The following is a 23546-nucleotide window of genomic DNA, read 5'->3' on the forward strand; positions in this document are numbered from 1 at the left end:
TTCTACTTCCGATTTGGTTTTCCAAATCGAACTAAAACATGCCATAATAATTTTAATTCCTGAAGCACTTCTTCATAAGTTCCACGATCACTCCAAGATAATGGATTGCGCTTCAAATCCACTACAGCAGAGCCAATTATATTTGCATCGATACAATGATTCCGTGCAATGCGTCTTGCTAAAGATGGCATTTTTGAACCTCTAAAATCCATTGGAACTTCGTCTACCATAAGTACAAAACCGATGTGCCAATACAAATCAATCGCATACTTCAGGCAAATTTCTTCTAAAACTTTTCCTACATCCGTACCCTTAAATGAAGGATCTGCAACAAGCGCCTCCACGTCTTCTTTAAGAGAAATCTCTCCATGAATCTGCGCTTCAATATAATGATTAAGATTACGGGCTGGCTCTTTGCTTACTAAATCTATAAACGGCCTTTTCAGGTTAGCTAGTAAATGATTAATTAATATTGTTGGCGTCAAATTCCCTTCACCAATTGCAAAATCTCTTACGAATGTCTCTTCCAAAAGAGCAGCTAAAATCATATCAAACTCCTCATAAGTCCCCTTTTCTTTCGGATCTTGATGCGAATCTAAATATGTATATGTAGAGCGCGAAGAAACTTTTGGAGATAAGAGAAAATAACATGAACCAAAACGCGGAGCCGGCCCATCTGGATGTAACATTAAATTTAGCGCTCCGTATTTTGGCCGTTGATCATTCGTTACGCCTTCTAATTGATATGCCCCTCCAAATATTCTCTTTTCCCAAAGGTCACGTTCACCACCAGGATAAGCAGATACGCTTCCATTAGATAGCAATGTTTCAAACTGACTTTTATATACTCCTTGCTCAAACAGTGCTTCAGCAACACTTTTCATATTCGAATCTAGTCTGTCTGGATGAAAATGTAAAGCAATCCTTGCATGAGATTTTAAATTAGCGACAGCTTCTTCAAATATTTCATCTGTAATATTAGACATTTTAAGTATATGATTAATCGTTGCTTTAGCCCCACGTTTTTCGTTCTCTGCATATTTTGAAATATACTCTAAAGCAAATAATTGAGATCTTAATAATTCCATAATCCAATCTCCCCTTTAATTGAACTGCCCTTAAACACTTCAATTAAAAGCTTATTCTTTCCTTCTTATGAAACGAACCTCATTTATTTAAAAAAGTAATTTACTAAATCTTAATTATGTATACACGCATTTTTCATAGGCAAATGTACACATTCTACAGAAATTTGATACCCTAGCCATCGCTCAGCAATATGTTCAAATGATAAAACAGATCCCGTTGTAAAAAAGCGATGCTTCAAATTCAGATTGTCAGACAAAATTCCTTTGTGCTGTAAAATGGTACTTAACTCTATCGCTGTTTCTTCTGCAGAACTAATAATCGTTACAGCCTCTCCTAACTCACTTTTAATCACAAACTCTTCTCTATAATCTGATTATTACTATATCCATTGACGTATAAAAATTCATTTGTTACTCTTAAAGACGTTAATTTAATATTTAAATCCTCATTCGTATCTCGGTGAGGTAGAGGTTGCAATCATTAAGAGTATCATTTCAGGAGATGTAGTGGCATTGATGAAGGAATGAGAAAGGAATGGTTGCCGAAGTAAGTCGTGTCCACCATGCACGCTTGCTGGGTCTGCATTTAATAAGTGCAGAACTGTCACAAACGTTTCGTTTGTGGAGAGCTATCGAGAGGTATGTCGTGGGTTTCTTATAAGATAGAAAGCATGTAGCGGCAGATTACGTGCTTTTTTTGTTTTGTTTGGGACTTCTCTTCCTGACTCAGGAAGACATACATATCTCCTCGCTTGACTTGGTTATACTAACTTTGGAGGTATTTTTCTATGCAACAAAAAAAATGGGGCTTTTGGGTACTAACAGCTTTCGTTGTCGGTAACATGGTTGGCGCTGGTATTTTCATGGTACCAAGTACGTTGGCACAAACAGCAAGCCCACTCGGTGTCACTTTAGCTTGGTTAACTACAGGGTTTGGTGTTTTAATGCTAGCTCTTGTTTTCGGTAATTTAGCAATTCGTCGTCCTGATTTAACGACAGGGCCACAAAGTCATGCATATGCTTTATTCTCAACACCAAAAAAGAAAAAAATGGCTGGCTTCAGTATGGTATGGGGATATTGGGTTGCAAACTGGGCAAGTAACGTTGCCATCATTACATCATTTGCGGGATATTTATCACTCTTCTTCCCAATTATGAAAGATACGCGACTACTATTTTCAATCGGCTCGTTTAACGTAGAAGTCGGAAAACTAATTACATTTACGATTTGTTCCATCTTACTTTGGGGAACTCATATTATATTAACAAACGGTGTAAGCGGAGCTGGAAAACTAAACTTCTTAGCAACAACAACGAAAGTAACTGGATTCCTTTTATTCATCGTCGTTACGTTATTTGCATTCGAAGCTTCTAAGTTTGGACAATGGTACACACCGATGATTGATAAATCAGGTGCATCACATGGTCTTCTTTCACAAGTAAATTTAGCTGCTCTTACAACGCTTTGGGCGTTTATCGGAATTGAATCAGCCGTTCTTTTATCAAACCGTGCTGTTTCTCCAAAAACGGTAAAACGTGCAACAGTTGCGGGATTACTTATTACAGTTGCGATTTACTTAGGAATTACAATTTTAACAATGGGTGTACTTCACGTTGATAAATTACATGCTTCTGAACGTCCATTAGCAGATGCACTAAATGCTGCAATGGGTCACGGCGGCGGGAAACTGATGGCATTACTTGCTCTTACTTCCCTGTTCGGTTCTATCTTAGGCTGGATTTTATTAAGCTCAGAAGTACCTTATCAAGCAGCAAAAGAAGGTTTCTTCCCTTCCTTCTTCACGAAAACAAATAAAAAAGGAAGTCCAATTTACTCATTACGATTAACAAACATTATGTCGCAAGTATTCCTATTCTCAACATTATCAGGAACCATTGCGGAAGCTTATACATTCGTTATTACCGTATCAACACTGGCCTACCTCATTCCATATCTCGTTTCACCAATCTTCCAGTTAAAACTAGTCGCAACTGGTGAAACATATAAAAATGAAATGCGGGCAAGAATTACAGATGGCATAGTCGCAGTTATCGCACTTTGCTACGCACTATGGGTTATTAAAACTGGCGCATCCGATATAAAAACGTTCCTTCTCGGAATTGGTTTATTCGTAATTGGATTTGCTTTCTATCCATTAATGAATCGTGATCAGAAAAAAAATAACAAAAAGAAAAACGGGCAAGTTGCATAACGCAATTTGCTCGTTTTTTCTTTTGTAAAACATATATAATAGAACAAAGAGGTGAAAAACATGTCAATCGAATCGCTATGGAGCAGTCGCTTCCAACAACATATTCAAAATATCATTACATACTTTGCACGTATGATTAACGGTTTACTATATAGCTTTATCTTTATTTCATGCGTTGGTGCATATTATTATGCTCAGTTTCTAAAAGCATCTCCTTCTAAAGGAATATCTTTAATAATTATAACGATTGTACTTACATTCATTATAACGAGATGCCCTATCCGTACATTTATTCAAAAACCTGATGCTGTCTATTTACTAGCACTAGAAGAGAAACTAACATCTTATTTCAAAAAATCTCTTCTATACAATTACATCATTCAGCTTTTCCCATTGTTATTTACGTTCCTTATTCTCGTTCCACTTGCTATGCAATCATTACAATTAACTGTACCTTTTTTATGTACAATCTTTATCGTGTTAATGATTACGAAAGCCTGGAACATGTACATACATTGGATATGGCGTGATAGTCACGAAAAAAATATATGGCTGATCATTCGTATTACTTGTAACGCCCTAATCATTTACATGCTGTTTTATTCCGCAAATGTTCTCATATTGGGCGGACTACTCTTACTACTTGCTTTCCTACTTCTATATACGAAAAAACAGCCTACAAAACGAATACCGTGGGATTACATAATTGAGCAAGAAGAAAAAATGAACGTTCGTTTTTATCAATTTGCTAGCATTTTCACCGATGTTCCGCAACTGAATAAACAAGTAAATAAAAGAAAATGGCTTACAAATTGGATTGAACCTTTATTACATAAAAAACGAGCAACTTTCTTCTACTTACATACACTAGCATTTTTACGTGGAAATGATTATTTCGGTATATATATTCGCTTAGGATTGATCGGTGCTTTCGCCTTATATTTCATACCAAATATATACGTAAAAAGTGCTATCACTTACATCGTTCTATATATGATCTCTATGCAGCTTCGTTCACTATGGAAATATTTTTCGGGAAATATTATTGCAGCATTATATCCAATCCATACTGAAGAAAGAATGAAACAATTTCTTAGCTTAATCTTTATATTGCTAAGTATTCAACTCATTGTATTTTCGAGTGTTATACTCATTGCTACAGGTCAATTTTTACATAGCCTTATCATTATGATTGTCGGGTTACTCTGGATCAAATTTATTATTGTACCAAAAACGAAGCAACGCGTTTCTTCGTTTTAACGAAAAGAAATATCTTAAACTCCAAGGAGAAAATAAATTATCCTTGGCTTTTTTATTTTGCTTCCTCAAACAAGAATCACTGAAACAACCGATATTTATGATTTTTACATACAAAAACGATAATACATGTTTACGACCTAATAAAAAGGGTATCTATTAATTAACAGAGTAAAGGAGGGGCCTATATTGTGAATAAAAAAACGGAACAATTGAAGCATCACGTTACTGACAATCAATGCAAACATGCTTTAACAACAAATCAAGGGGTAAAAATAGCTGAAGATGAATTTTCTTTAAAGATGGGCTTAAGAGGCCCAACCTTAATGGAGGATTTTCACTTTCGTGAGAAAATGACCCATTTTGATCACGAACGAATTCCCGAAAGGATTGTTCATGCACGCGGGGTTGGCGCTCATGGTTATTTTCAGCTTTATGAATCTTTAGAAACATATACGAAAGCAGATTTTCTTACTAATCCTTCAAAGAAAACACCTGTATTTGTACGGTTCTCAACCGTTCAAGGTTCTAAAGGATCCAACGACACAGTAAGAGATGTACGCGGATTCGCCACAAAATTTTATACAGATGAAGGAAACTATGATTTAGTGGGTAATAATATGCCGGTATTCTTTATCCAAGATGCTATTAAATTTCCTGATTTTGTCCATGCAGTTAAACCAGAACCACATAATGATATTCCTCAAGGAGCTAGCGCTCATGATACCTTTTGGGACTTTGTTGCGCATAATCCTGAGTCCACTCATATGGTCATGTGGCAAATGAGCGACCGAGCTATTCCGCGTAGTTTACGAATGATGGAAGGTTTTGGAGTTCACACATTTCGACTCATTAACGCAGAAGGAAAAGCCCATTTCGTAAAGTTTCACTGGAAACCTACCCTCGGGGTTCATTCATTAGTATGGGATGAAGCTCAAAAGATTGCCGGGAAAAATCCTGATTTTCATCGTCAAGATTTATACGAAGCAATTGAAAAAGGGGATTATCCTGAATGGGAGCTTGGATTACAGCTAATTCCAGAAGAAGATGAACATAAATTTGATTTTGATATTTTAGATCCAACGAAATTATGGCCAGAAGAAGAAGTTCCCGTAAAATTAGTTGGTAAAATGACACTGAACAAAAATGTTGATAACTTCTTTGCTGAAACAGAGCAGGTAGCTTTTCACCCTGGTCATGTCGTACCAGGTATTGATTTTTCAAATGACCCTCTTCTGCAAGGAAGATTATTCTCCTATACAGATACACAATTATCTCGTTTAGGGGGCCCTAATTTCCATCAAATCCCTATCAATCAGCCCGTATGTCCTTTTCATAATAATCAACGTGATGGTATGCATCAAATGCAGATTCATCGCGGTCAAACAAGCTATCATCCTAATGGATTAAATAACAATCAACCTGCAACCGTCCAAGCCGAACAAGGAGGATATGAACATTATCAAGAAAAGATTGATGGGCATAAAATTAGAGGTCGCAGTAAAAGCTTTCTTAACTTCTATTCTCAGGCTAAACTTTTCTACAATAGTATGAGCCCTATTGAAAAGCAGCACATAAAAGAAGCTTTTTGCTTTGAAGTTGGGAAGTGTAAATCAGACATGGTGAAGGCAAATGTAATTGCTCTTCTAAACCACGTCGATCGTCAATTAGCACAAGAAGTCGCTAACATTATTGGAGCTCCTTTACCTAAGGAAAATCACGAAGTAAATTCAGATGCAAAATCACCTGCACTAAGTATGTCCAATACTATTTTTAAATCTGATTCCAAAAATGTTGCAATTCTATTAAATGGTGACCCAAGCGTCTCACTTCTGTCCGAATGGATTCAAGCTTTTGTACAACACCGAATTAACTATAGCATCATAGATAATAAAATTTATCAGTTCAATGATTCCATTAAAGTAACTGATACTTATACAACAACAGACTCCTCCCTTTTTGATGCAGTATTAGTGTTTAGTAGTGAGTCTGTCATTCAACCCCCTGTTTTAGAATTTGCAGAAACTACTTTTAAACATTTTAAACCGATAGCTCATGTCCTTAGTAATCCTCATGCTTTGGACCATAGTAAGATTAAACTGGATGGAGCAGGAGTTTACAACTTAACAAATACTTCAATTGAATCATTTATAGAAGGCATTGCCCAAGGAAGATTCTGGAGCCGATAATATAATATAAGGAGCGGATTAGAATGAGTAAAAAAATTGCTATTTTAATAACGGATTATTTCGAGGATACAGAATACACAGCGCCAGTAGAAGCTTTTAAACAAAAGGGATATGAATTCACAACTATTGAAATGGAAAAAGGGAAAACGGTACACGGTAAGCAAGGGAAAAGTGAAGTCGTGATTGATAAAAGTATTGATGATGTTTCTCCAGAGAATTTTGATGCCCTCTTCATACCAGGTGGATTTTCTCCAGATATACTTCGTGCCGATGAACGTTTTGTTCGCTTTAGTAAAGCATTTATGGATGCGGAAAAACCTGTTTTCGCTATTTGTCACGGACCTCAGCTACTCATCACTGCACAAACACTTGAAGGACGCGATGTAACTGGATATAAATCTATTGAAGTCGATTTAAAAAATGCCGGCGGGAACTTTCATGACAAAGAGGTTGTCGTATGTCAAAATCAGCTAGTAACAAGTAGACAGCCAGAGGACATCCCAGCGTTTATTGAAGAATCGTTGCGTATATTAGGATAACTACTTTGGTTAACTAACCTCCTTGTATTTACATGAAAATAATTAATTAGCCCTCACCAACTGGTCGTTTACAGGAAAACCGACCACCACAAATAGCAAGATAAATAAAAAGAGGGGAATCCAAAAGTTCAGTTTTAATAATCTTTTGGATTCCCCTCTTTTCTCGCCCAAAAATTCCTTATCACTTTTCATAGGCAGTTCTCATATAGTGAAAATGACTATATAATTCCTATCCATAAGTTAAATAATGATTTCGCACATATATAAATACAAAAGATGGGAGCCCTATTTATGAATAACAATCCACCTTCAACGCCCCAAGACAACTCCGAAAACAATAGCCGTGATATCACACTGCAAACATTAAGGGTCATCGGACTCGTCGTCCTTATTAGTGGTTATATCCTCGTTGCGCTCTCTGAAGTAGGTGAGCTGAAAGTCTTATTAACAAACCCAAATAGCAATCCTGATTTAGCTGAAGTTGATCCGTTTTAAAAGCCATATGAAAAGCGATTTCTAGCATCGCTTTTCATATCGTTTTATCCAATCTGAGAAACCTCCCCCTCATACTGCTCTTTCCCTATCGCCTTCATAAATAATAAAATACTGCTCATACCAACGATAAAGTACAGAGCACTCATACCCCAAGATGCAATAAATGAACCTAGCATAACACCTAATGCCCCGTTCATTTTTGCCACTTGAAAGACCATTCCGTTAATCGCCATATAAGAACCTCTTGCCTCATTTGGCACCATATCTGCCATAATAGATTGACGCACTGGCACATACATCATCTCGCCTACTGTTTGGAAAAGCCCTGCAATTAATAAAATCCATAAGCTATTGCTCGTTCCGAGTATTGTAAATCCAATCGTGTAAATAAATAAGCCTACATATAAGATTTTCAAATCGTTGAAGTTTTTCAGCATTTTAATAAGAAGTGCTGAACATAACACAACTAAAATTGTATTCTCTGCAGAAATCCAGCTCAACATGCGAATCCCTGTTAAATCAAACGTAAAACCATTCCCGAATAAAAAGTGCACCGTTTCAAATTCCTTCTGCAAGCGAACACCTAAATAATTATTAATTTGAAACTCTAAAGACAATGTACATATACTTGCTGCACAAAAAATTAAAAAAGCTCTATCTTTCATTACAACTTTATAACTATCCGTCATATCTTTTAATACATTTTTCTTCTCTACTGTTTTTCTAGCCACATACACCTCTTCCATATATACTGCCATTACATATAGAGTAATAATCGCAACAAGAGTTAATACGATAAACAATTGTAATCTATAGTTTTCAAATAGTAATCCACCAAATATCGCTCCAATTGCAATGGATAAGTTAATAGCCCAGTAATTAATGCTGTACATCACTTTTCGATTTTCAGGTGTACTCACATCAATTAACATCGCCTCTGTCGCAGGATTCATAAGTCCAGACCCTAAACTATTCACTAACATAAACACAAATGTTAGCCATGGTGAGTCAACGTAATCCGAATTCGCAACTCCCATACAAGCAATGGAAATGACTTGTATACTTTGACCGATAATCATAACCTTTTTACGCCCAAGCCGGTCTCCAACATATCCACCGTATAAACCAATTACTAATGAAGCTATGACATTAATAAGTAGTAACGCACCAGCAATCGCACTACCTAACTTTATGGAAAAATAAATCGCCATAAATGGAAAAATCATCGTAGACACAGTACGTGTTAAAAACGATGTTATAATTCTAATTTTTATATTTCGATGCATACTCCAAAATCCCATTGTTTCCCCTCCTTATGCTTACTTATTTTACTTTGAAAAAAAGGAAGAAAAAGGTTAGAATATTCTAAAGAGTTTCCCCTTTTATGATAGAAGGAAGTGTATATATGAAAATTATGGACTATTACATTAGACTAAGACTACATGCACAAGATCAACAACATATGCGAAATAGCTTACAAGAATTAGCGGATGTTTTATATTGCAGTACGAAAAACGTAAAGATTTTATTAAAGAAAATGAGCGAGGAGCAATTAATTAGCTGGACTCCAGGGCGAGGCCGCGGAAATAAAACGGAAATTCTATTTATACATAATTTCGTAGAAGCGATTGAGTCCTATACAGATGAACTGTTAGCGCAAGAAAAATTAAAAGATATCTTTCTTCTTTTAAAAGAACCCCTCCCCCTCGCACTTCAAAAAAAGATAGAAAATAAACTACATCATCATTTTGGATACGAACCTTCAAATGATATGTACGACGTATTAAAGATTCCTATATCGAGAAAGATATTCCCATTAGATCCGGCTTTTGTGGCTGTAACTACAGAGAGTCATCTTACGAGTCAAATTTTTGATACATTAGTTGTCTATAACGATGTTACTGAAAAAATGGAGCCTCACATTGCGCATACGTGGGAATTAAGTGAAGATGGACTTACGTGGACTTTTTATTTACGAAAGGATGTATATTTTCATAACGAAACAGTTTTAACTTCTAAAGATGTACAATTTTCATTTGAAAGACTAAAGCAAGTTCAATCCCCTTTCGAATGGTTAACAGAAGAAATTGTTCAAATTGAAACACCATCACCACTGCAAATTCGATTCCATTTAGCAAAACCAAATTTATTTTTCTTACACTATGTAAGTTCAATGCAGCTCGCAATTTTACCGCGTGATACGAGTATTCAAAATCATCATTATATAGGTACTGGACCTTTCAAACTTGCTCATTACTCTGAAGATAATATCGTACTCGAAGCGTTCACCCATTATTTTAAAGAGCGCGCGTTATTAGACCGTATTGAATTTTGGGGTATTCCTGACCATGTGCAAATAGATGCTGATTATGAACTACCAAACGAAGAAGAAAATGAAAGGCATGATATACAAATAGAAGAAATAGGTTGTATTTATGCTAGCTTCAACTTTACAAAACCTGGTCCTCATCACGACATTTACTTTCGAAAAGCTTGGAGAGAACTATATGATGTTGAAATGATACTTCGTAACATAGAGGGTAGACGGACAATTGCTGCATCAAGCTTTTTCCCTGATAGAAGCCGCCTTGCAACAAGAAGATCCTACTCTTTAGAAAAGGCAAAAGAGTATTTGAAAAAGAGTACATATAATGGAGAAACGATACATATTTACTTCTTCGCATTTAAAGATAGTGCAAATGATGCATATTTCTTAAAAGAACGATGTGAAAGTTTAGGTATACAAGTAGAGCTTCACCCATTTCCCATTTCAGATTATATGAATCGCTCTATTGATAAACATGCTGATATTATTTTCATGGGAGAAGTATTTGCTGCCAATCATGAAATTGCATTCTTAAATGTATTTAAAAATAAAAGTTGCTTCGTAAATCGATTCATGGACCCGCACTACGAAAAACAAATTAACTGTTTACTAGATACATTTTTACTAGAAGAAAATAAAGAAAAGCGCTATGAACTCATGTATGAGATTGAAGAGTTTTTACAAGCAGAACACATCATTTTATTTAACTATCACGTTCTAAAAAGAAAAACATACCCTTCTTCTTTAAAAAACGTAACAATTGATTCATTCGGTTGGGCAAATTTTGCGAAGTTATGGATACAGCCATCCATGTCTTAAAATATGAGTCATTATAAAAGGAGAAGGTACTACATCCTTAGTAGTACCTTCTTCACATACTATTATTTAATTACTCCATCTAAGTGATCTTTCAAGTTCACTAAAAACTTCTCTATATCCGGATTCTTCACCACATCATAACAAGCAAAACTCTTTAACGGACTCATACCGAGAAACTTTTGCACGCGATGTAAATGACTAAGCGCTGATTCTAAACTTTCTCCTTCAAAGAACTTTGTCTTATCTCCAAATGCTTTTTCAGGTGCATTCCAAGTTGTAGAGAACATATACTCTTTCTCTTTTAATAAACCACCTGTTCCATATTCATCTGCACCTTTAAAGAACAAACCGTATTCATATACTTCATCCATATACGTTTTAAATAAGCCTGGAACACTAAACCAGTAAATTGGTGTTTGATAAATCACAACATCAGCCCATAAAAACTTATCTTGTTCTTCTTTAATATTGTAACCATCTTGAATCGTTGTTGTTTTCACATGATGATTCTCGTCTAATACAGTAACCATATAATCTACTAACGTTTTATTTAATCGTCCTTCCTTTGTACCGTATTTTTCATGTCCATTTATAATAAATATATTTTTCATCGTTTTTCTCTCCCCTATATGATCTACTCTTCAGCTATTAAGCCGAGTTGCTGCTGTAGTGTAAGATTATCTTCTAAATGCCAATCTTCTGTTATCTTTCCGTCTTTCACATGTAAAATATCAATTGCAAAAAAATTAATTTTCTTACCATTATGCGTTCCTGTAAAAGAAAGACGGGCTGTTACTTTATCACCAACAACTAATAAGTCTTCAATCTCACAATGTATATCAGGCACAACTTTACGAAAATTTTGCGCTGCAAACTTTAATCCTTCAATGCCTTGTGGTCGCCCTTTCGGCAATGTATTATCGAAGAAATCTTTAGTAACAGTCTGCGGAATAAGTTCCTCCTTACCTGTATCCCAAAATGCATAAAAACGCTGCGCCGCATGAACCATTTCTGTCGCTTCTTTTTTACTTAGTGAGGGATCAATTGTCATTACTTTTGGCTTTGGCATTTCTTTTAATAACTGAACTTCAGTTTTTTGTTCCACACCACATGCTACAAGCACAATACAAATAACAAACAAACTAAGAAATCCAAATAACTTTTTTATCCCCATGGAAATCACCACCTCCTTATATAAATCCTTTTTGTTTCGTATTGCTATTGTATATGCACTAACTTCCTTTATGGAAGTAGTGATATTTTTTTCATATAGTTACCAAAAGTATAGTTTTGTGATACTATAAAGCAAATTCATCCAAAAAAATTTTATGGAGGCTAGTTCCATGAACGATATAAATCCAGTTGAATTAACGAAAGGTTTACCGGGCATACCTTGTCCTATCGCTAAAACGCTTGATGTAATTAGTACAAAATGGACGTTTTTAATCATTCGTGATCTTCTTATCGAAGGAACATTACGCTTTAGTGATTTACAAAAATCAATGGATGGTATTAGTCCAAAAACATTATCGCTTCGACTAAAAGAATTAGAGTCTCAAGGCATTATAACGAGAAAAGTATATCCAGAAGTTCCGCCTCGTGTAGAGTACACATTAACGGATAAAGGAAAGCAATTAGAGGGGATTTTTATTGAATTAAAACGTTTTGGGTTAAGTTTATAAAATGAAACTTTAATCAGGATAAAACAAAAACCCCTTACCGTCGTAAGGGGTTTTATTACTTCGCAAAACTTTCAGCCAACTGTTTCTCTCTCCACATAAATGTAATGCCGAGACCAACTATTAAAACAACGCCTGAAAATGCATATGGATAATGAATATTCATATCAAATAATATTCCGCCCATCGCTGGTCCTGCGATATTTCCTAAACTCGTATAAGTCGAGTTCATACCAGCGACGAATCCTTGCTCTTTTCCGGCTGCTTTTGATAAAAATGTCGTTAAAGCTGGACGAAGTAAATCAAATGCTAAGAAAATGAAGCAAGTAACGAGAAGTACAATCCAATAATTAAAGACTACAGTTGAGACGAATGCTAATACTGCACCTACAATTAAACATATTTGAATTAACACTTTCTCACCGAACATGTCTACCAATTTGCCAAACATAAATACTTGCACAACTACCCCAAAGATTGAACTAATTGTAATAATTGCTGCGATATCTTTCGGCGAGAAGCCAAATTTATGATCAGAGAACAAGCTAAACACTGTTTCATACGCTGATAATCCGAATGCGAGTACAAATACGATAATAAATGCAATTGCATACATTGGATGTAATGATTTCTTTAAATCACCAATAAAACTTGATTCCTTCGTATTAGAAGAAATCTCTGCAAGTTCTTCTTTCGTTAACGGTTCTTTTAAAATAAAGATCGAAATCACACATGCTATAAAAGCAATTACTGCTGCAACGAAAAACGGCACACGTATACCGTATTCTGCAATAAATCCGCCGATTCCAGGACCTATAATGAATCCAGTACTAATAGCCGCAGATAAGTATCCCATCGCCTTTGGACGTTCCTGAATAGATGTAATATCCGCAACATATGCCGTAACACCAGGCATAATAAAAGCAGCACTAATTCCGCCTAATACCCTTGCTACATAAAGCATCCATACATCTTTTCCTAATCCAAAAAGAAGCTCTGAAACACCAAAAATAAATAATCCAATGATTATCATTTTCTTTCTACCGTAAAGATCAACCCACCGGCCTGTAATAGGTGAAGTAATGAGCTGTGCCATTGCAAACACTGCAACGAGATATCCCATCGTCTTCCCTGTTAAATGCATATCATTCATAAAGGACGGCATAACCGGAATGATTAATCCAATCCCTAGAAAAGCGATAAATATATTACTCAAAAGAATGACCAATACCATCTTTTGTTCTTTTATCGGTTTCTTCACTTTTTAACACCTCTTCCCGTAAGTTCCTCTCAAAAAATAATGCTCAAGAAGCTTTTTCTTTATCCTTCTATTTGTGGGCTGGTCATGAGTAGAGATGCCCCCTACTCGTTAGAATTTCACACTATCCTTCCACACATACATACGCATTAGGTGAATGACTATCATTCAGTTTTCCTCAAAAATGAACCTACCTTTTCAGACAGGTTCATCTCACTATTTCTTTATATGTAGTGCATGTGTTAAAAAATCTAGTACTTCTGCCTTTTGCAAATCGACTTGCTCATCATCTTTATGATCATATAAATACACTTGTTCCGCTGCTGATTCAACTAGAGCGATAAATAACTTCGCTGTTCGCTCTGCGTGAACCGAATCACGAATTTCACCGGCTTCTTTTGCCTCATTTAAAAATTCACTTAGCCACATATAAAGGGGCTCATACACAGCTTCCCATTCTTTTATATGTTCTGTAGATGCAAGACCAGCATACATTAAAGCTTGTATTTCACGATATTCAGCTATAAAGTGAAACACCGCATCTATTACTTGCGTCACTTTACTTAAGAAAGGCGCATCGTTTTGCACTTTTTCTTTCACTGCAAGTATCATCTTTTCAACCATCACTTCTGCTATTGCAGGCATAACAGATAACTTAGAAGGAAAATATAAATAGAAAGTTCCTTGCGCAATGCCAGCTAATTTCACGATATCAGAAATCTTCGTTTTTTCGACGCCCTTTTCCTGAAACACTTCAATAGCTGCATAGACAATTTTCTCTTTTTTATTCATCATCTAAACCCTTTCACACGCATATTGAATGACTGTCACTCATTTTATAAGATAATCGATTGTACTGTCAATGATAGTGAACTCTAAGAGGAAATCATTTTTTTATAATAAAATCTCCTAATAAACAATTAGGAGATAAAAATACAATATATCTTTAAGAAAGTGCCTTTAATCCTGTCACTCCACATACAATAAGAAACACACTAATGATACGCGCTTTACTTTTCGACTCACCAAACAAGAACATGTTTAACAAAACTGCACCTGCTGTTCCGATACCAATCCAAACCGCATACGCGACACTTACTTGTAAAAATAAGAAGGAAGTATACAAAAATGCGAAGGATGTAGCAAACCCACCTATATAAATCGCACCATTGGCTAATGTCTTATCTTTACTATACATTTTAAGTCCTATCACACCGACTATTTCACTAATTGCAGCACAAAATACGAAAAACCAACCCATTTTTAAGCAACTCCTTCCACAGTTTCTTCTTTATTGTCAGCTAACTTTAAACCGATAACGCCGGCTACTACCATAAGAATGAAGAATAGTTTGCCTGCGCTGAAACTTCCACCGAAAAGAAATACATCCATTAAGAAAGTACCTACCGTACCAGCTCCAGCGAAAATAGCATATACAGTTCCTGTTGCAAGATGTTCACACGCTTTAGAAAGGAAGTGAAAATCAACAGCAATAACTCCTAAAATAATAATCCAATGCCACCAAGTATCGGCCGTATTAAAACCAAACACCCAAAAAATTTCAAAGATACATGTTAATATGACATATAACCAAGCTCTATTTTTCATACCTCTCACCCTTCATGACTGACTATCAGTCATTTTTATTTTAAAAAAATATACTCTTTCATCAATACTATATAAAAACAACTATCATCCTCATTTACCATTGTATTTGTTCCATTTCTAAGCTAACTGCATCCTGTCACACGAAAATGACTGAATGTCATTCATATATATTGTACATGAACATTTTAAAAATTGTCAATGCCGAAAGTTTATTTAAAATTTCTTTCATCCTATTTGTATATTTCCTAATAATCTGTCAATAATGCTAGTAACATAATATTTTCTCCACTCCCCCTTGGAGAGATCCCTTGAATGGAGCAGTTAGCTTTTGCTAGCTGCTCTTTTTTATTTATCCATACACTATGATGAAATACTCATAGATCAAATCCATTTTTCATCACATAACAACCATCTATTTATTTTCCAATGAGCCTTTGTATGCACGAATTTTATTCTCAAGCATCTTCTCTGTAACCTCTAAGTTTTCTCTTTGAATCTGAATAGATTTCCTATGATCTTCTAGGAGCTGTAAACGAGCTTCTGTTGTATGCGCCCCTTCTGTATATAATCTAGCGTATTCTCTTATTTTCGCTATTGGCATTTGCGTTTGTTTTAATTTCATTACAAACTGCAACCACTTTATATGTGACTCTTCGTAAAGTCGATTTCCATTTGTATCACGATTTGCAATCAATATATTTTCCTTTTCATAATAACGTAGTGTATGTGTGCTCAATCCTAATAATTTTGCTACCTCACTAATTGTATACATACTAAACTCCCTCCACATGCTTATCCTTATATATTTTATGAACGTATCAAATTTATAAAAAACATTTGACTTAGAGTATACTCTAACAAATACAATCTAACCATAAATAAATTTGAATTTAGGGGGATTTTATATGAAATACACTGTTATTACTGGTGCAAGTTCCGGAATTGGTTATGAAGCAGCTTTAGCATTTGCATCTCGCGGGAAAAATTTAGTACTTGTAGCTCGAAGACAAGAAGAATTAGATGGATTAAAATTGAAAATTAACGAAATGCATCCAGAGTTAGATGTTGTCATTCGACGAACTGATTTATCTGTTACTGAAGATGTTTATAAACTTTATGAAAGCCTACAAGCTTTTCAAATTGAAACGTGGATTAATAACGCAGGTTTTGGTAATTTCGCCTCAATTGCCGAACAAAATTTAAATAAAATCGAGACGATGTTGCATGTCAATATAGAAGCACTAACAATACTCTCTTCTCTTTTCGTTCGAGATTATTCAATGGTTGACGGAACACAGCTTATTAACGTTTCATCGGGCGGCGGATACACGATTGTTGCTGATGCTGTTACGTATTGCGCTACAAAATTTTATGTAAGTGCCTTTACAGAAGGGCTGTCTCACGAACTGAAAGAACAAGGCGCAAAACTGCAAGCAAAGGTTTTAGCACCTGGGGCAACTGAAACAGAATTTGCAAAACGTTCATTTGGTATTGATGAGTTCGAATACGATAATGTTGTACCGAAATTCCACACTGCAAAACAAATGGCACAATTTATGCTCGACCTTTATGATAATGATAAAGTTGTAGGAATTGTCGACGGTTTAACGTATAACTATGAACTTAAAGATCCACTTTATAATTTTGCCGTAAGACAAACGAATTCAAATTCTTAATAACCTGTCCATTTCTTATGTAAATATATGTTCCCACTATATCTGTAAATAATAGTGGGAACTTTTTCTCTATAAATTTTTTATCCAACATACCGAACCATCGCCACTTCATCACAATAATCCATCTTTGGACAATGTCTACAATCAATCCATACTTTCTCTGGCAACGCTTCTTTATTTATAAAATCAAATCCACACTTTTGAAAAAATACTGTTTCATATGTTAAGGAAATTACTCTTCTTACATTTATTTTCGTAGCTTCCTCCATTACATGATTTACGAGCATACGTCCTATCCCTTTCCCTGCATATGTATGCGAAACTACTAACGATCGTATTTCTGCAAGATCTTCTCCTAACACATGCAATCCAGCAACTCCAACAATTCTCTCGTCTTCTTTCATAACATATAAACATTGCAAATATTGATAAAGAGACAAAAGAGAACGTGGTAAAACAACTCCCTCTTTTGCATAAACCTCAATAAGACTATAAATTTCTTTCACATCACTGGTCACCGCATTACAGATTTTCATATTACATCCCCTTGCCCCTCAATATTAATATTTATAACTTTAAATGAATTTTAATTCATAATTTCATATAATAATACAGCTCTCTTTTCTCCTCGTCAATCACTTTATACAAACAAAAAACCAAGCAATCTAATCGATGCTCGGTTCCTCATCTCGTATCGGTAATACTGTTGAATATTTAATTTCACGAAGTGCCAAACTCGTCTGTATACGTGTAATACCAAGCTTATTCAGCTTTCTAATAAACTGCTCTAGTTCTTTACGATCACGATTTGCAACCTTTAATAAATAATCGTACTCTCCTGTTAAACAGTGACATTCTAACACTTCCGGCATCGATTCTAATTCTTTCTCCAACACTTCTAACTTGTCAAATTGATGAATATTCGTACTCATAAAAATAAAGCATAATAAATCAAACCCAAGCTTTTCTTGATTTAAAATCGCAACTTGCTTATCGATGAAACCTTCCCCATCTAACCTTTTTATTCTTGCATGCATCGCAGCCGGTGATAAATTAACGCGACGTGCCAGCTCTGCATTACTTACTTGTGAATCCTTCTGCAATATATCTAAAATTTGTACATCCAAATCATCCAACACTTTAATAACAGACGACTCCATTACAATTCCTCCTTTTTTCTTACCGATGATTATTCGAAAAAACAACTTATAATTTATATAAAACTGAATATCTTTCTGTAAATATCATTTTAAACTAAAGATTTTATCGAGTTTTCACCATTATACAAAATAATGTATTACACAATAAAGAAAAATGCTAAAATTATTTACAATTCGTATTGATTACAAAAAAGGGGATTTTATCATGCCTTATTTTTACGTCTTTTTACTATTACTAACGAGCTTATTATGGGGAGGAAATTTCGTCGTTGGAAAATCACTCGTCGATCATGCATCACCGATGACATTGACAAATTTAAGATGGATGATTGCGATTGTTTGTTTATTACCAATGGTATGGCTTAAAGAAAAGAAAATCCTTCCACCACGTACCGCAATAATTCCGTTAATATTAATGGGAATTTCAGGAGTCGCTCTTTTTAACATCTTTCAATTTTTAGCATTAGAAAAAACATCCGCTACGAATGTAGGGCTTATTTCTACATTGAATGCAATTTCAATCGCATTATTTTCAGTATTATTTCTAAAAGAAAAAGTAAATACACTTCAAATCCTATCCATGATTCTTTCATTCTTCGGGGTCATCCTCGTCCTATTAAAAGGTGATTTCTCGCTTTTATTTTCACTACATTTTAATAGCGGTGATTTATGGATGATTGCAGCGGTTTGTATTTGGGGAATCTATTCTGTTTGTAGTAAATGGGCAACAAAAACAACTACACCACTTATGGCAACGTTGTACTCTGGTATTTTCGGCGTTATTTTATTACTACCGTTTAACATAGGTAGCTTCACTGTTTCAAATATAAATACTTCTTTCATCACATCACTTTTATATACTGGGCTTATTTCGACAGTTCTTTGTATGGTATTTTGGAATATTGGCGTACAAAAATTAGGCGCAACTACATCAGGTATTTTTCTAAACTTCAATCCAATTTTCACAGCCATTTTAGCATTCATATTTCTCGGAGAAGAATTAACGTGGATACAAATTTTAGGGACAATTGTCGTTGTAACAGGATGTTATTTATTTTCTCATTTCAAAACTGTTGCCGTTCAGCCAACTAGACCTTTAATACGAAAACATTCTTAATGAAAAAACATCGTCATCTAGGTTGGCGATGTTTTTATTTACTCTTCATTTCTCTTATATACTGCTTTTCCTCTTCTGGCGATAAACGTTCCGTCGCCTTGCCAGTATCTCCACCTTGAAGGCTCCATAAAAAGTTATGCTCCTCAACAGTTTGAGAAAAATCTCCTTTTTCCCACCTATTTATAATAGAAAATAACTTCATTTTATATTGAAAACCTGTACTATTTTCAATATCTCTTTTTACATTAGAAATTTCCTTTTTTGTCATCTCTACAAATCCCCATTTTTCAGAGGATTTTACCTTTTGGTGCACCATTTTATGCATAGTAGAAATAATTTCACCTTCACTAATTTGCGGAGCTTCTTCTGCAGCTTTTTTCTCTTTTTCGTTTGCCGCTCGCTCGGTTTGAATATTTTTATTTTCTTTTTCCACATATGCAAGCAATTTCTTTCCGCCAACTATAGACGAGAAAATTACTATAATTGTAATGCATATACCTACGATCCATTTAAAAAGCATTAGCTCTTCATTGCTTCCTTAACAATATAACTATCTACATACTGCTTAAACTTCACGATTTTTCCGTTCTCCAGTTGCCATACATGAACAAATTCTGCTTCAAATGATTTTCCTGTTTCTTTATAAACTCCAGAATACATACCTTCAGCAATAATTACATCTTTTCCGCTTACTTCATGATACATATTTACACTTGCTTTATAATCATCCCATTCTGATCCTAAACGGCTAAATACATTTTTCATTATAGCTTCTACGCCTTTATATGTTCCGCCGTACGGGAAACCTTCTGCCTCTGTCCATTCCACTTTTTCAGAGAGGGCTTCTGCTAAATGCTTTGCATTTGAAGAAGCTGATCCTTCATACGTGCTTTTAATAATTTCTAAATTTGATTTAGGCATATTACTTCCTCCCGTTTATTTTTACACAAGATGTAACACACGTAGTTACATCTCGTGTAAAAAAATATTTAAATTGTTTTACTCTTAATCTATTAGTTGTAATCATTATAGTTACAATATTTCTTCAAGTCAACATTTATAAATAAAATTTACTTCGTTTTCATTACTTTCTCTTTTAAGAAACGATCTACATATCCTTCTGCTTTTACTACGAATAAATACGCACCCATTGATAATAATGCAAGATCTAATTCATATCCTGGATTCTTTCCATCTCCTAATAAACCTGCTGCTCCATTTACCTTTACGATAGCTCCAGCTAAAATAAGAGCGAATAACAATCCTACATATCGTACACCTAAACCGATAATTAATAATATACCACCAACTAATTCTACAGTTGCTACGCCATATGCAAGGCCACCTGGTAAACCGATGCTTGTAAACCATCCTGCTACGTTATCGATACCTGATTGAAACTTTGCTAAACCGTGTGCAAAGAACGTAACTCCTAACACGATACGAATAATTAAATTCCCAATATATTGATTCATTTTGAACTCTCCTTTTTGTTTTGTTATGGTGAACTTTTATTTACAAGTCAAAACAATACGGTATTTTATTTCATTCGTCAAATACTTTTTTAAAGAAAACAAAAAACATTATCCGTTTTACGGATAATGTTTTCTTACAAAATAGCGCTAATTCAAGCTTTTATTCTATCGCATAAAAAAAGTTGAAACATTTTTCCAGCGCCAATATAAGGCAGTAAAGACACGTCCTCTTCTACAACCATTCCAACAACATTCACTTTCTCATCTACAGATAAATCATTTATGGCAACTTGCATCTCCCCTGCATATCTACCATACAATTCATTATCAATTGTAATACTCCCTTTCTTTCTTACAATTGTATGCATCGGCTTTATCACCACTCTATTTCCTTCCCTTGATTCTACAGATCGAATAACATCACGAGCCGGATCTAGTCTATTTGTATGCACTTGCTCTACCAATTTTAATACTTCTTTATCAGTTATAAATGATTTGTAACGCAATGGAATAATCCCTCTACTTGCACTAGCTACTTCTTGCATACTTTTTAAACTTGCGCTTATATCTCCAATCAATACTTTATCAACACCACAATCTTGAACAAGTTCTAAGTACGCTTCAAGTGGGCGCATATTGCGATGTTTTTCTAACGTTGGTAACCCTTCATATAACGGCCCTCGTTTTTCACCATCTCCTGGAATAAATGCCATTGTCTTTATTCCGCACTTCTGTAAATATTGATTTTGTTTTTGTAAGAAAGACTTTGCTAGTCCTGTCTCTGGGCGCGGGTAAAAATTATGCCATGCTTCTACATTCTCTACTCTTATATGTTCTGCAAGTAATTCTTTCCAAAATGATTTTGTAATCGTACTCGCATTTAAAGCTACTTTCATCTTATGAGATACGCTTGCAATTTCTTTTGGCGCAATGCCGTAATCCATTCTTAAACCGGTAATGCCCCAGTTCAATAACTCTTCCACATTTTCATATGTTAGCCCTAAATGGTGTAACGATTTTGGAGAAACATCAACCATTAGCTCCATTTCATGTGCAAGAGCTTGTCTCCCTAATATTTGAATTAACTCTTTATACGTATTTGGATCATCTTCTGGAATGTGCAGTGATGTAAAAATAGATGTAAACCCATTTTCCTTCGCTACTTTTAACCACTCTTCTTGTTTCTCTACTCGTTCTTTTGAAAGATAAATGGAAACTCCGATCATATAAATCTCCCCTTCTATTAATAGAAAAAGAGAAAGGAATCCCTTTCTCTATATGTTTTCTGCCATTTCTTCTTTAAATCCGAAGAAGTACGTAAAGATAAATCCGAAAGCATATGCAATTACTAAACCTAAGAAATATAGTAAATATTTATTGTCAGCAATTAACGGAATTAAAGATAGCCCTGATACGCCAATTCCAAGAGAAGCTGTTTGCATAACTGCTTGGAATGCACCACCGACAGCCGCTCCTAAACAAGCAGTAATAAACGGTTTCCCAAGTGGTAATGTAACCCCGTATAATAGCGGCTCACCAATTCCTAAAAAGCCAACTGGCAATCCACCTTTAATTACATTTCGAAGTCGTTTGTTTTTTGTTTTCACATAAATCGCAATTGCTGCGCCCACTTGGCCAGCACCAGCCATTGCTAGTACTGGTAATAAAGGTGTTACGTGTGTTTGATTAATAAATTCCATATGAATTGGTGTTAAACCGTGATGCAATCCGACCATAACGAGAGGTAAAAATGTTCCCGCAAGTACTGCGCCAGCAAATGCTCCGCCAATATTTAAAATCGCATTAATTCCGCTCGTAATACCATCTGATAAGAAACCTGCTAATGGCTGAATTGCTAACATCGTTACGATACTTACAACTAATACAGTAATGAGTGGTGTCACGATTATATCAACTGCATTCGGCACTGCTTTTCGAACTTGTCTTTCCACTACAACCATAAGCCATGCTGCAAAAATAACTGCGAATAATCCGCCCCGTCCGGGCACTAATGCTTCACCAAACAATTTTACGTTTGCCATCGCCGGGTTGAAAATTAAAATGCCAGCAATTGCCCCAAGAACCGGTGTCCCGCCGAACTCTTTCGCTGTATTCCAACCAACTAAAATTCCTAAGAATGTAAAGATACCGCCGCCAATGAGTAGTAACATTTGTAACCACGTTGCATTTGGATCAGCACCAGCGTTTTTCGCAAAGTTAGCAACCCCGTTTATAATTCCTGACGCAACAAGTCCTGGAATTAACGGAATGAAAATACTTCCTATTTTTCGTAAAAAGTTTTTCACTGGTGTATTATTTTTCTTCTTAATCTCTGATTTCATCTCTTGCCCAATATCTTCAAGGTGATGATCTGCTATCTCACCAATTCGTAGTCCTGTTAAGCCTTCCATTTCAGCTGCTACTTTATTTACTGTTCCTGGACCAACGACAACTTGAAGCGTCTCATCTTCTATAACACCCATAACGCCTTCAACTTTTTTTAAAAGGTCCATATTTACTTTACTTTCATCATGAAGCGTTAATCGTAGTCTCGTCATACAATGAGCAATACTACGAATATTTTTTATTCCTCCAAGTTGCTCCGAAATTTCCTTGGCCATTCTCTCTTCTTTCTTCATAATAGAAT

General features: G+C 35.2%; 26 protein-coding genes, 1 pseudogene and 1 riboswitch. Of the genes and pseudogenes, 9 read left to right on the plus strand and 18 right to left on the minus strand.

What is annotated here, in order from left to right:
* Window positions 1–2: 2 nt before the first annotated feature.
* Together AB6801_RS23675 and AB6801_RS23680 are read right to left on the minus strand one after the other, a co-directional pair.
* Window positions 3–1088 carry a DUF3626 domain-containing protein gene (locus AB6801_RS23675; RefSeq protein WP_016117244.1) on the minus strand — a complete coding sequence of 362 codons (1086 nt, stop codon included), beginning with the start codon at window positions 1086–1088 and terminating at the stop codon, window positions 3–5.
* Between the two features lie 110 nt (window positions 1089–1198).
* Window positions 1199–1447 (minus strand): annotated as a pseudogene (locus AB6801_RS23680) (glutamate racemase); the annotation flags it as partial.
* A 99-nt stretch (window positions 1448–1546) separates the two neighbouring features.
* Window positions 1547–1728: riboswitch (Lysine riboswitch) on the plus strand.
* A 148-nt stretch (window positions 1729–1876) separates the two neighbouring features.
* On the opposite strand from AB6801_RS23680, the gene AB6801_RS23685 reads away from it, so the two are divergent.
* The 4 genes from AB6801_RS23685 (at window position 1877) to AB6801_RS23700 (ending at window position 7286) form a co-directional block, all read left to right on the plus strand.
* Entirely contained in the window at window positions 1877–3301 is a 1425-nt protein-coding gene (locus AB6801_RS23685; RefSeq protein WP_370941184.1) for an amino acid permease, read from the plus strand.
* A gap of 60 nt (window positions 3302–3361) precedes the next feature.
* Window positions 3362–4561 carry an ABC transporter permease gene (locus AB6801_RS23690; protein WP_097998857.1) on the plus strand — a complete coding sequence of 400 codons (1200 nt, stop codon included), beginning with the start codon at window positions 3362–3364 and terminating at the stop codon, window positions 4559–4561.
* A 188-nt stretch (window positions 4562–4749) separates the two neighbouring features.
* A complete protein-coding gene (locus AB6801_RS23695) occupies window positions 4750–6747 on the plus strand; it encodes a catalase (RefSeq protein WP_001036536.1) in 1998 nt (665 codons plus the stop codon).
* Window positions 6748–6770: 23 nt separating this feature from the next.
* Entirely contained in the window at window positions 6771–7286 is a 516-nt protein-coding gene (locus AB6801_RS23700) for a type 1 glutamine amidotransferase domain-containing protein (protein WP_097998858.1), read from the plus strand.
* A gap of 42 nt (window positions 7287–7328) precedes the next feature.
* Here the strand turns inward: AB6801_RS23700 and AB6801_RS23705 are convergent, their stop codons facing one another.
* Window positions 7329–7478, minus strand: a complete 150-nt coding sequence (locus AB6801_RS23705) for a hypothetical protein (protein WP_168369332.1) — start codon at window positions 7476–7478, stop codon at window positions 7329–7331.
* A 99-nt stretch (window positions 7479–7577) separates the two neighbouring features.
* Between AB6801_RS23705 and AB6801_RS23710 the strand changes: the two genes are divergently transcribed.
* Window positions 7578–7781 carry a hypothetical protein gene (locus tag AB6801_RS23710; RefSeq protein WP_001063872.1) on the plus strand — a complete coding sequence of 68 codons (204 nt, stop codon included), beginning with the start codon at window positions 7578–7580 and terminating at the stop codon, window positions 7779–7781.
* A 44-nt stretch (window positions 7782–7825) separates the two neighbouring features.
* Here the strand turns inward: AB6801_RS23710 and AB6801_RS23715 are convergent, their stop codons facing one another.
* Entirely contained in the window at window positions 7826–9082 is a 1257-nt protein-coding gene (locus tag AB6801_RS23715; protein WP_370941185.1) for an MDR family MFS transporter, read from the minus strand.
* 83 nt (window positions 9083–9165) lie between these two features.
* On the opposite strand from AB6801_RS23715, the gene AB6801_RS23720 reads away from it, so the two are divergent.
* The gene (locus AB6801_RS23720) at window positions 9166–10926 is read left to right on the plus strand and encodes an SgrR family transcriptional regulator (RefSeq protein ID WP_141530658.1); all 1761 of its coding nucleotides are present in this window, start codon (window positions 9166–9168) and stop codon (window positions 10924–10926) included.
* Window positions 10927–10988: 62 nt separating this feature from the next.
* Here AB6801_RS23720 and AB6801_RS23725 read toward each other — a convergent pair whose 3' ends face one another.
* Both AB6801_RS23725 and AB6801_RS23730 read right to left on the minus strand, forming a co-directional pair.
* Window positions 10989–11537: an NAD(P)H-dependent oxidoreductase gene (locus AB6801_RS23725; RefSeq protein ID WP_000789176.1), complete on the minus strand. Its 549-nt coding sequence runs from the start codon at window positions 11535–11537 to the stop codon at window positions 10989–10991.
* Window positions 11538–11560: 23 nt separating this feature from the next.
* Entirely contained in the window at window positions 11561–12100 is a 540-nt protein-coding gene (locus tag AB6801_RS23730; protein ID WP_097998859.1) for an ester cyclase, read from the minus strand.
* A 169-nt stretch (window positions 12101–12269) separates the two neighbouring features.
* On the opposite strand from AB6801_RS23730, the gene AB6801_RS23735 reads away from it, so the two are divergent.
* Window positions 12270–12608 carry a winged helix-turn-helix transcriptional regulator gene (locus AB6801_RS23735; RefSeq protein ID WP_000997917.1) on the plus strand — a complete coding sequence of 113 codons (339 nt, stop codon included), beginning with the start codon at window positions 12270–12272 and terminating at the stop codon, window positions 12606–12608.
* A 55-nt stretch (window positions 12609–12663) separates the two neighbouring features.
* Here AB6801_RS23735 and AB6801_RS23740 read toward each other — a convergent pair whose 3' ends face one another.
* The 5 genes from AB6801_RS23740 to AB6801_RS23760 all read right to left on the minus strand — a co-directional run bounded on the left by AB6801_RS23740 (window position 12664) and on the right by AB6801_RS23760 (window position 16243).
* Window positions 12664–13866 (minus strand): MFS transporter, encoded by a 1203-nt coding sequence (locus tag AB6801_RS23740; RefSeq protein ID WP_000742956.1) that lies wholly within the window; start codon window positions 13864–13866, stop codon window positions 12664–12666.
* 213 nt (window positions 13867–14079) lie between these two features.
* Window positions 14080–14658, minus strand: coding sequence for a TetR/AcrR family transcriptional regulator (locus AB6801_RS23745; protein ID WP_002196232.1), 579 nt, complete (start codon window positions 14656–14658; stop codon window positions 14080–14082).
* A 151-nt stretch (window positions 14659–14809) separates the two neighbouring features.
* Window positions 14810–15124, minus strand: a complete 315-nt coding sequence (locus tag AB6801_RS23750) for a DMT family transporter (RefSeq protein WP_000539671.1) — start codon at window positions 15122–15124, stop codon at window positions 14810–14812.
* A 2-nt stretch (window positions 15125–15126) separates the two neighbouring features.
* Entirely contained in the window at window positions 15127–15471 is a 345-nt protein-coding gene (locus tag AB6801_RS23755; protein WP_000796011.1) for a DMT family transporter, read from the minus strand.
* A gap of 412 nt (window positions 15472–15883) precedes the next feature.
* A complete protein-coding gene (locus tag AB6801_RS23760) occupies window positions 15884–16243 on the minus strand; it encodes a MerR family transcriptional regulator (RefSeq protein ID WP_000288059.1) in 360 nt (119 codons plus the stop codon).
* 133 nt (window positions 16244–16376) lie between these two features.
* On the opposite strand from AB6801_RS23760, the gene AB6801_RS23765 reads away from it, so the two are divergent.
* Entirely contained in the window at window positions 16377–17147 is a 771-nt protein-coding gene (locus tag AB6801_RS23765) for an SDR family NAD(P)-dependent oxidoreductase (RefSeq protein WP_000878073.1), read from the plus strand.
* 80 nt (window positions 17148–17227) lie between these two features.
* On the opposite strand, the gene AB6801_RS23770 is transcribed toward AB6801_RS23765, so the two are convergent.
* Together AB6801_RS23770 and AB6801_RS23775 are read right to left on the minus strand one after the other, a co-directional pair.
* Window positions 17228–17683, minus strand: coding sequence for an N-acetyltransferase (locus AB6801_RS23770; RefSeq protein WP_000686662.1), 456 nt, complete (start codon window positions 17681–17683; stop codon window positions 17228–17230).
* Between the two features lie 129 nt (window positions 17684–17812).
* Window positions 17813–18307, minus strand: coding sequence for an Lrp/AsnC family transcriptional regulator (locus AB6801_RS23775; protein ID WP_000446088.1), 495 nt, complete (start codon window positions 18305–18307; stop codon window positions 17813–17815).
* A 205-nt stretch (window positions 18308–18512) separates the two neighbouring features.
* Here AB6801_RS23775 and AB6801_RS23780 point away from each other — a divergent pair, with 205 nt between their 5' ends.
* Window positions 18513–19424: a DMT family transporter gene (locus tag AB6801_RS23780; protein ID WP_048567866.1), complete on the plus strand. Its 912-nt coding sequence runs from the start codon at window positions 18513–18515 to the stop codon at window positions 19422–19424.
* Window positions 19425–19458: 34 nt separating this feature from the next.
* Here the strand turns inward: AB6801_RS23780 and AB6801_RS23785 are convergent, their stop codons facing one another.
* The 5 genes from AB6801_RS23785 to AB6801_RS23805 all read right to left on the minus strand — a co-directional run bounded on the left by AB6801_RS23785 (window position 19459) and on the right by AB6801_RS23805 (window position 23538).
* Window positions 19459–19944: a PRK06770 family protein gene (locus tag AB6801_RS23785; RefSeq protein WP_000897980.1), complete on the minus strand. Its 486-nt coding sequence runs from the start codon at window positions 19942–19944 to the stop codon at window positions 19459–19461.
* Entirely contained in the window at window positions 19944–20345 is a 402-nt protein-coding gene (locus tag AB6801_RS23790; RefSeq protein ID WP_001126691.1) for a nuclear transport factor 2 family protein, read from the minus strand. Before AB6801_RS23790 ends, AB6801_RS23785 begins: the two co-directional genes overlap by 1 nt.
* A gap of 149 nt (window positions 20346–20494) precedes the next feature.
* Window positions 20495–20899: a DoxX family protein gene (locus AB6801_RS23795; RefSeq protein ID WP_001077751.1), complete on the minus strand. Its 405-nt coding sequence runs from the start codon at window positions 20897–20899 to the stop codon at window positions 20495–20497.
* Between the two features lie 152 nt (window positions 20900–21051).
* Window positions 21052–22125 (minus strand): DUF871 domain-containing protein, encoded by a 1074-nt coding sequence (locus tag AB6801_RS23800; RefSeq protein ID WP_046392376.1) that lies wholly within the window; start codon window positions 22123–22125, stop codon window positions 21052–21054.
* Window positions 22126–22173: 48 nt separating this feature from the next.
* Entirely contained in the window at window positions 22174–23538 is a 1365-nt protein-coding gene (locus AB6801_RS23805) for a PTS transporter subunit EIIC (RefSeq protein ID WP_000711291.1), read from the minus strand.
* Window positions 23539–23546: the final 8 nt, after the last annotated feature.

Source organism: Bacillus sp. RCC_6_1 (assembly GCF_041360755.1).
Lineage (GTDB): Bacteria > Bacillota > Bacilli > Bacillales > Bacillaceae_G > Bacillus_A > Bacillus_A cereus.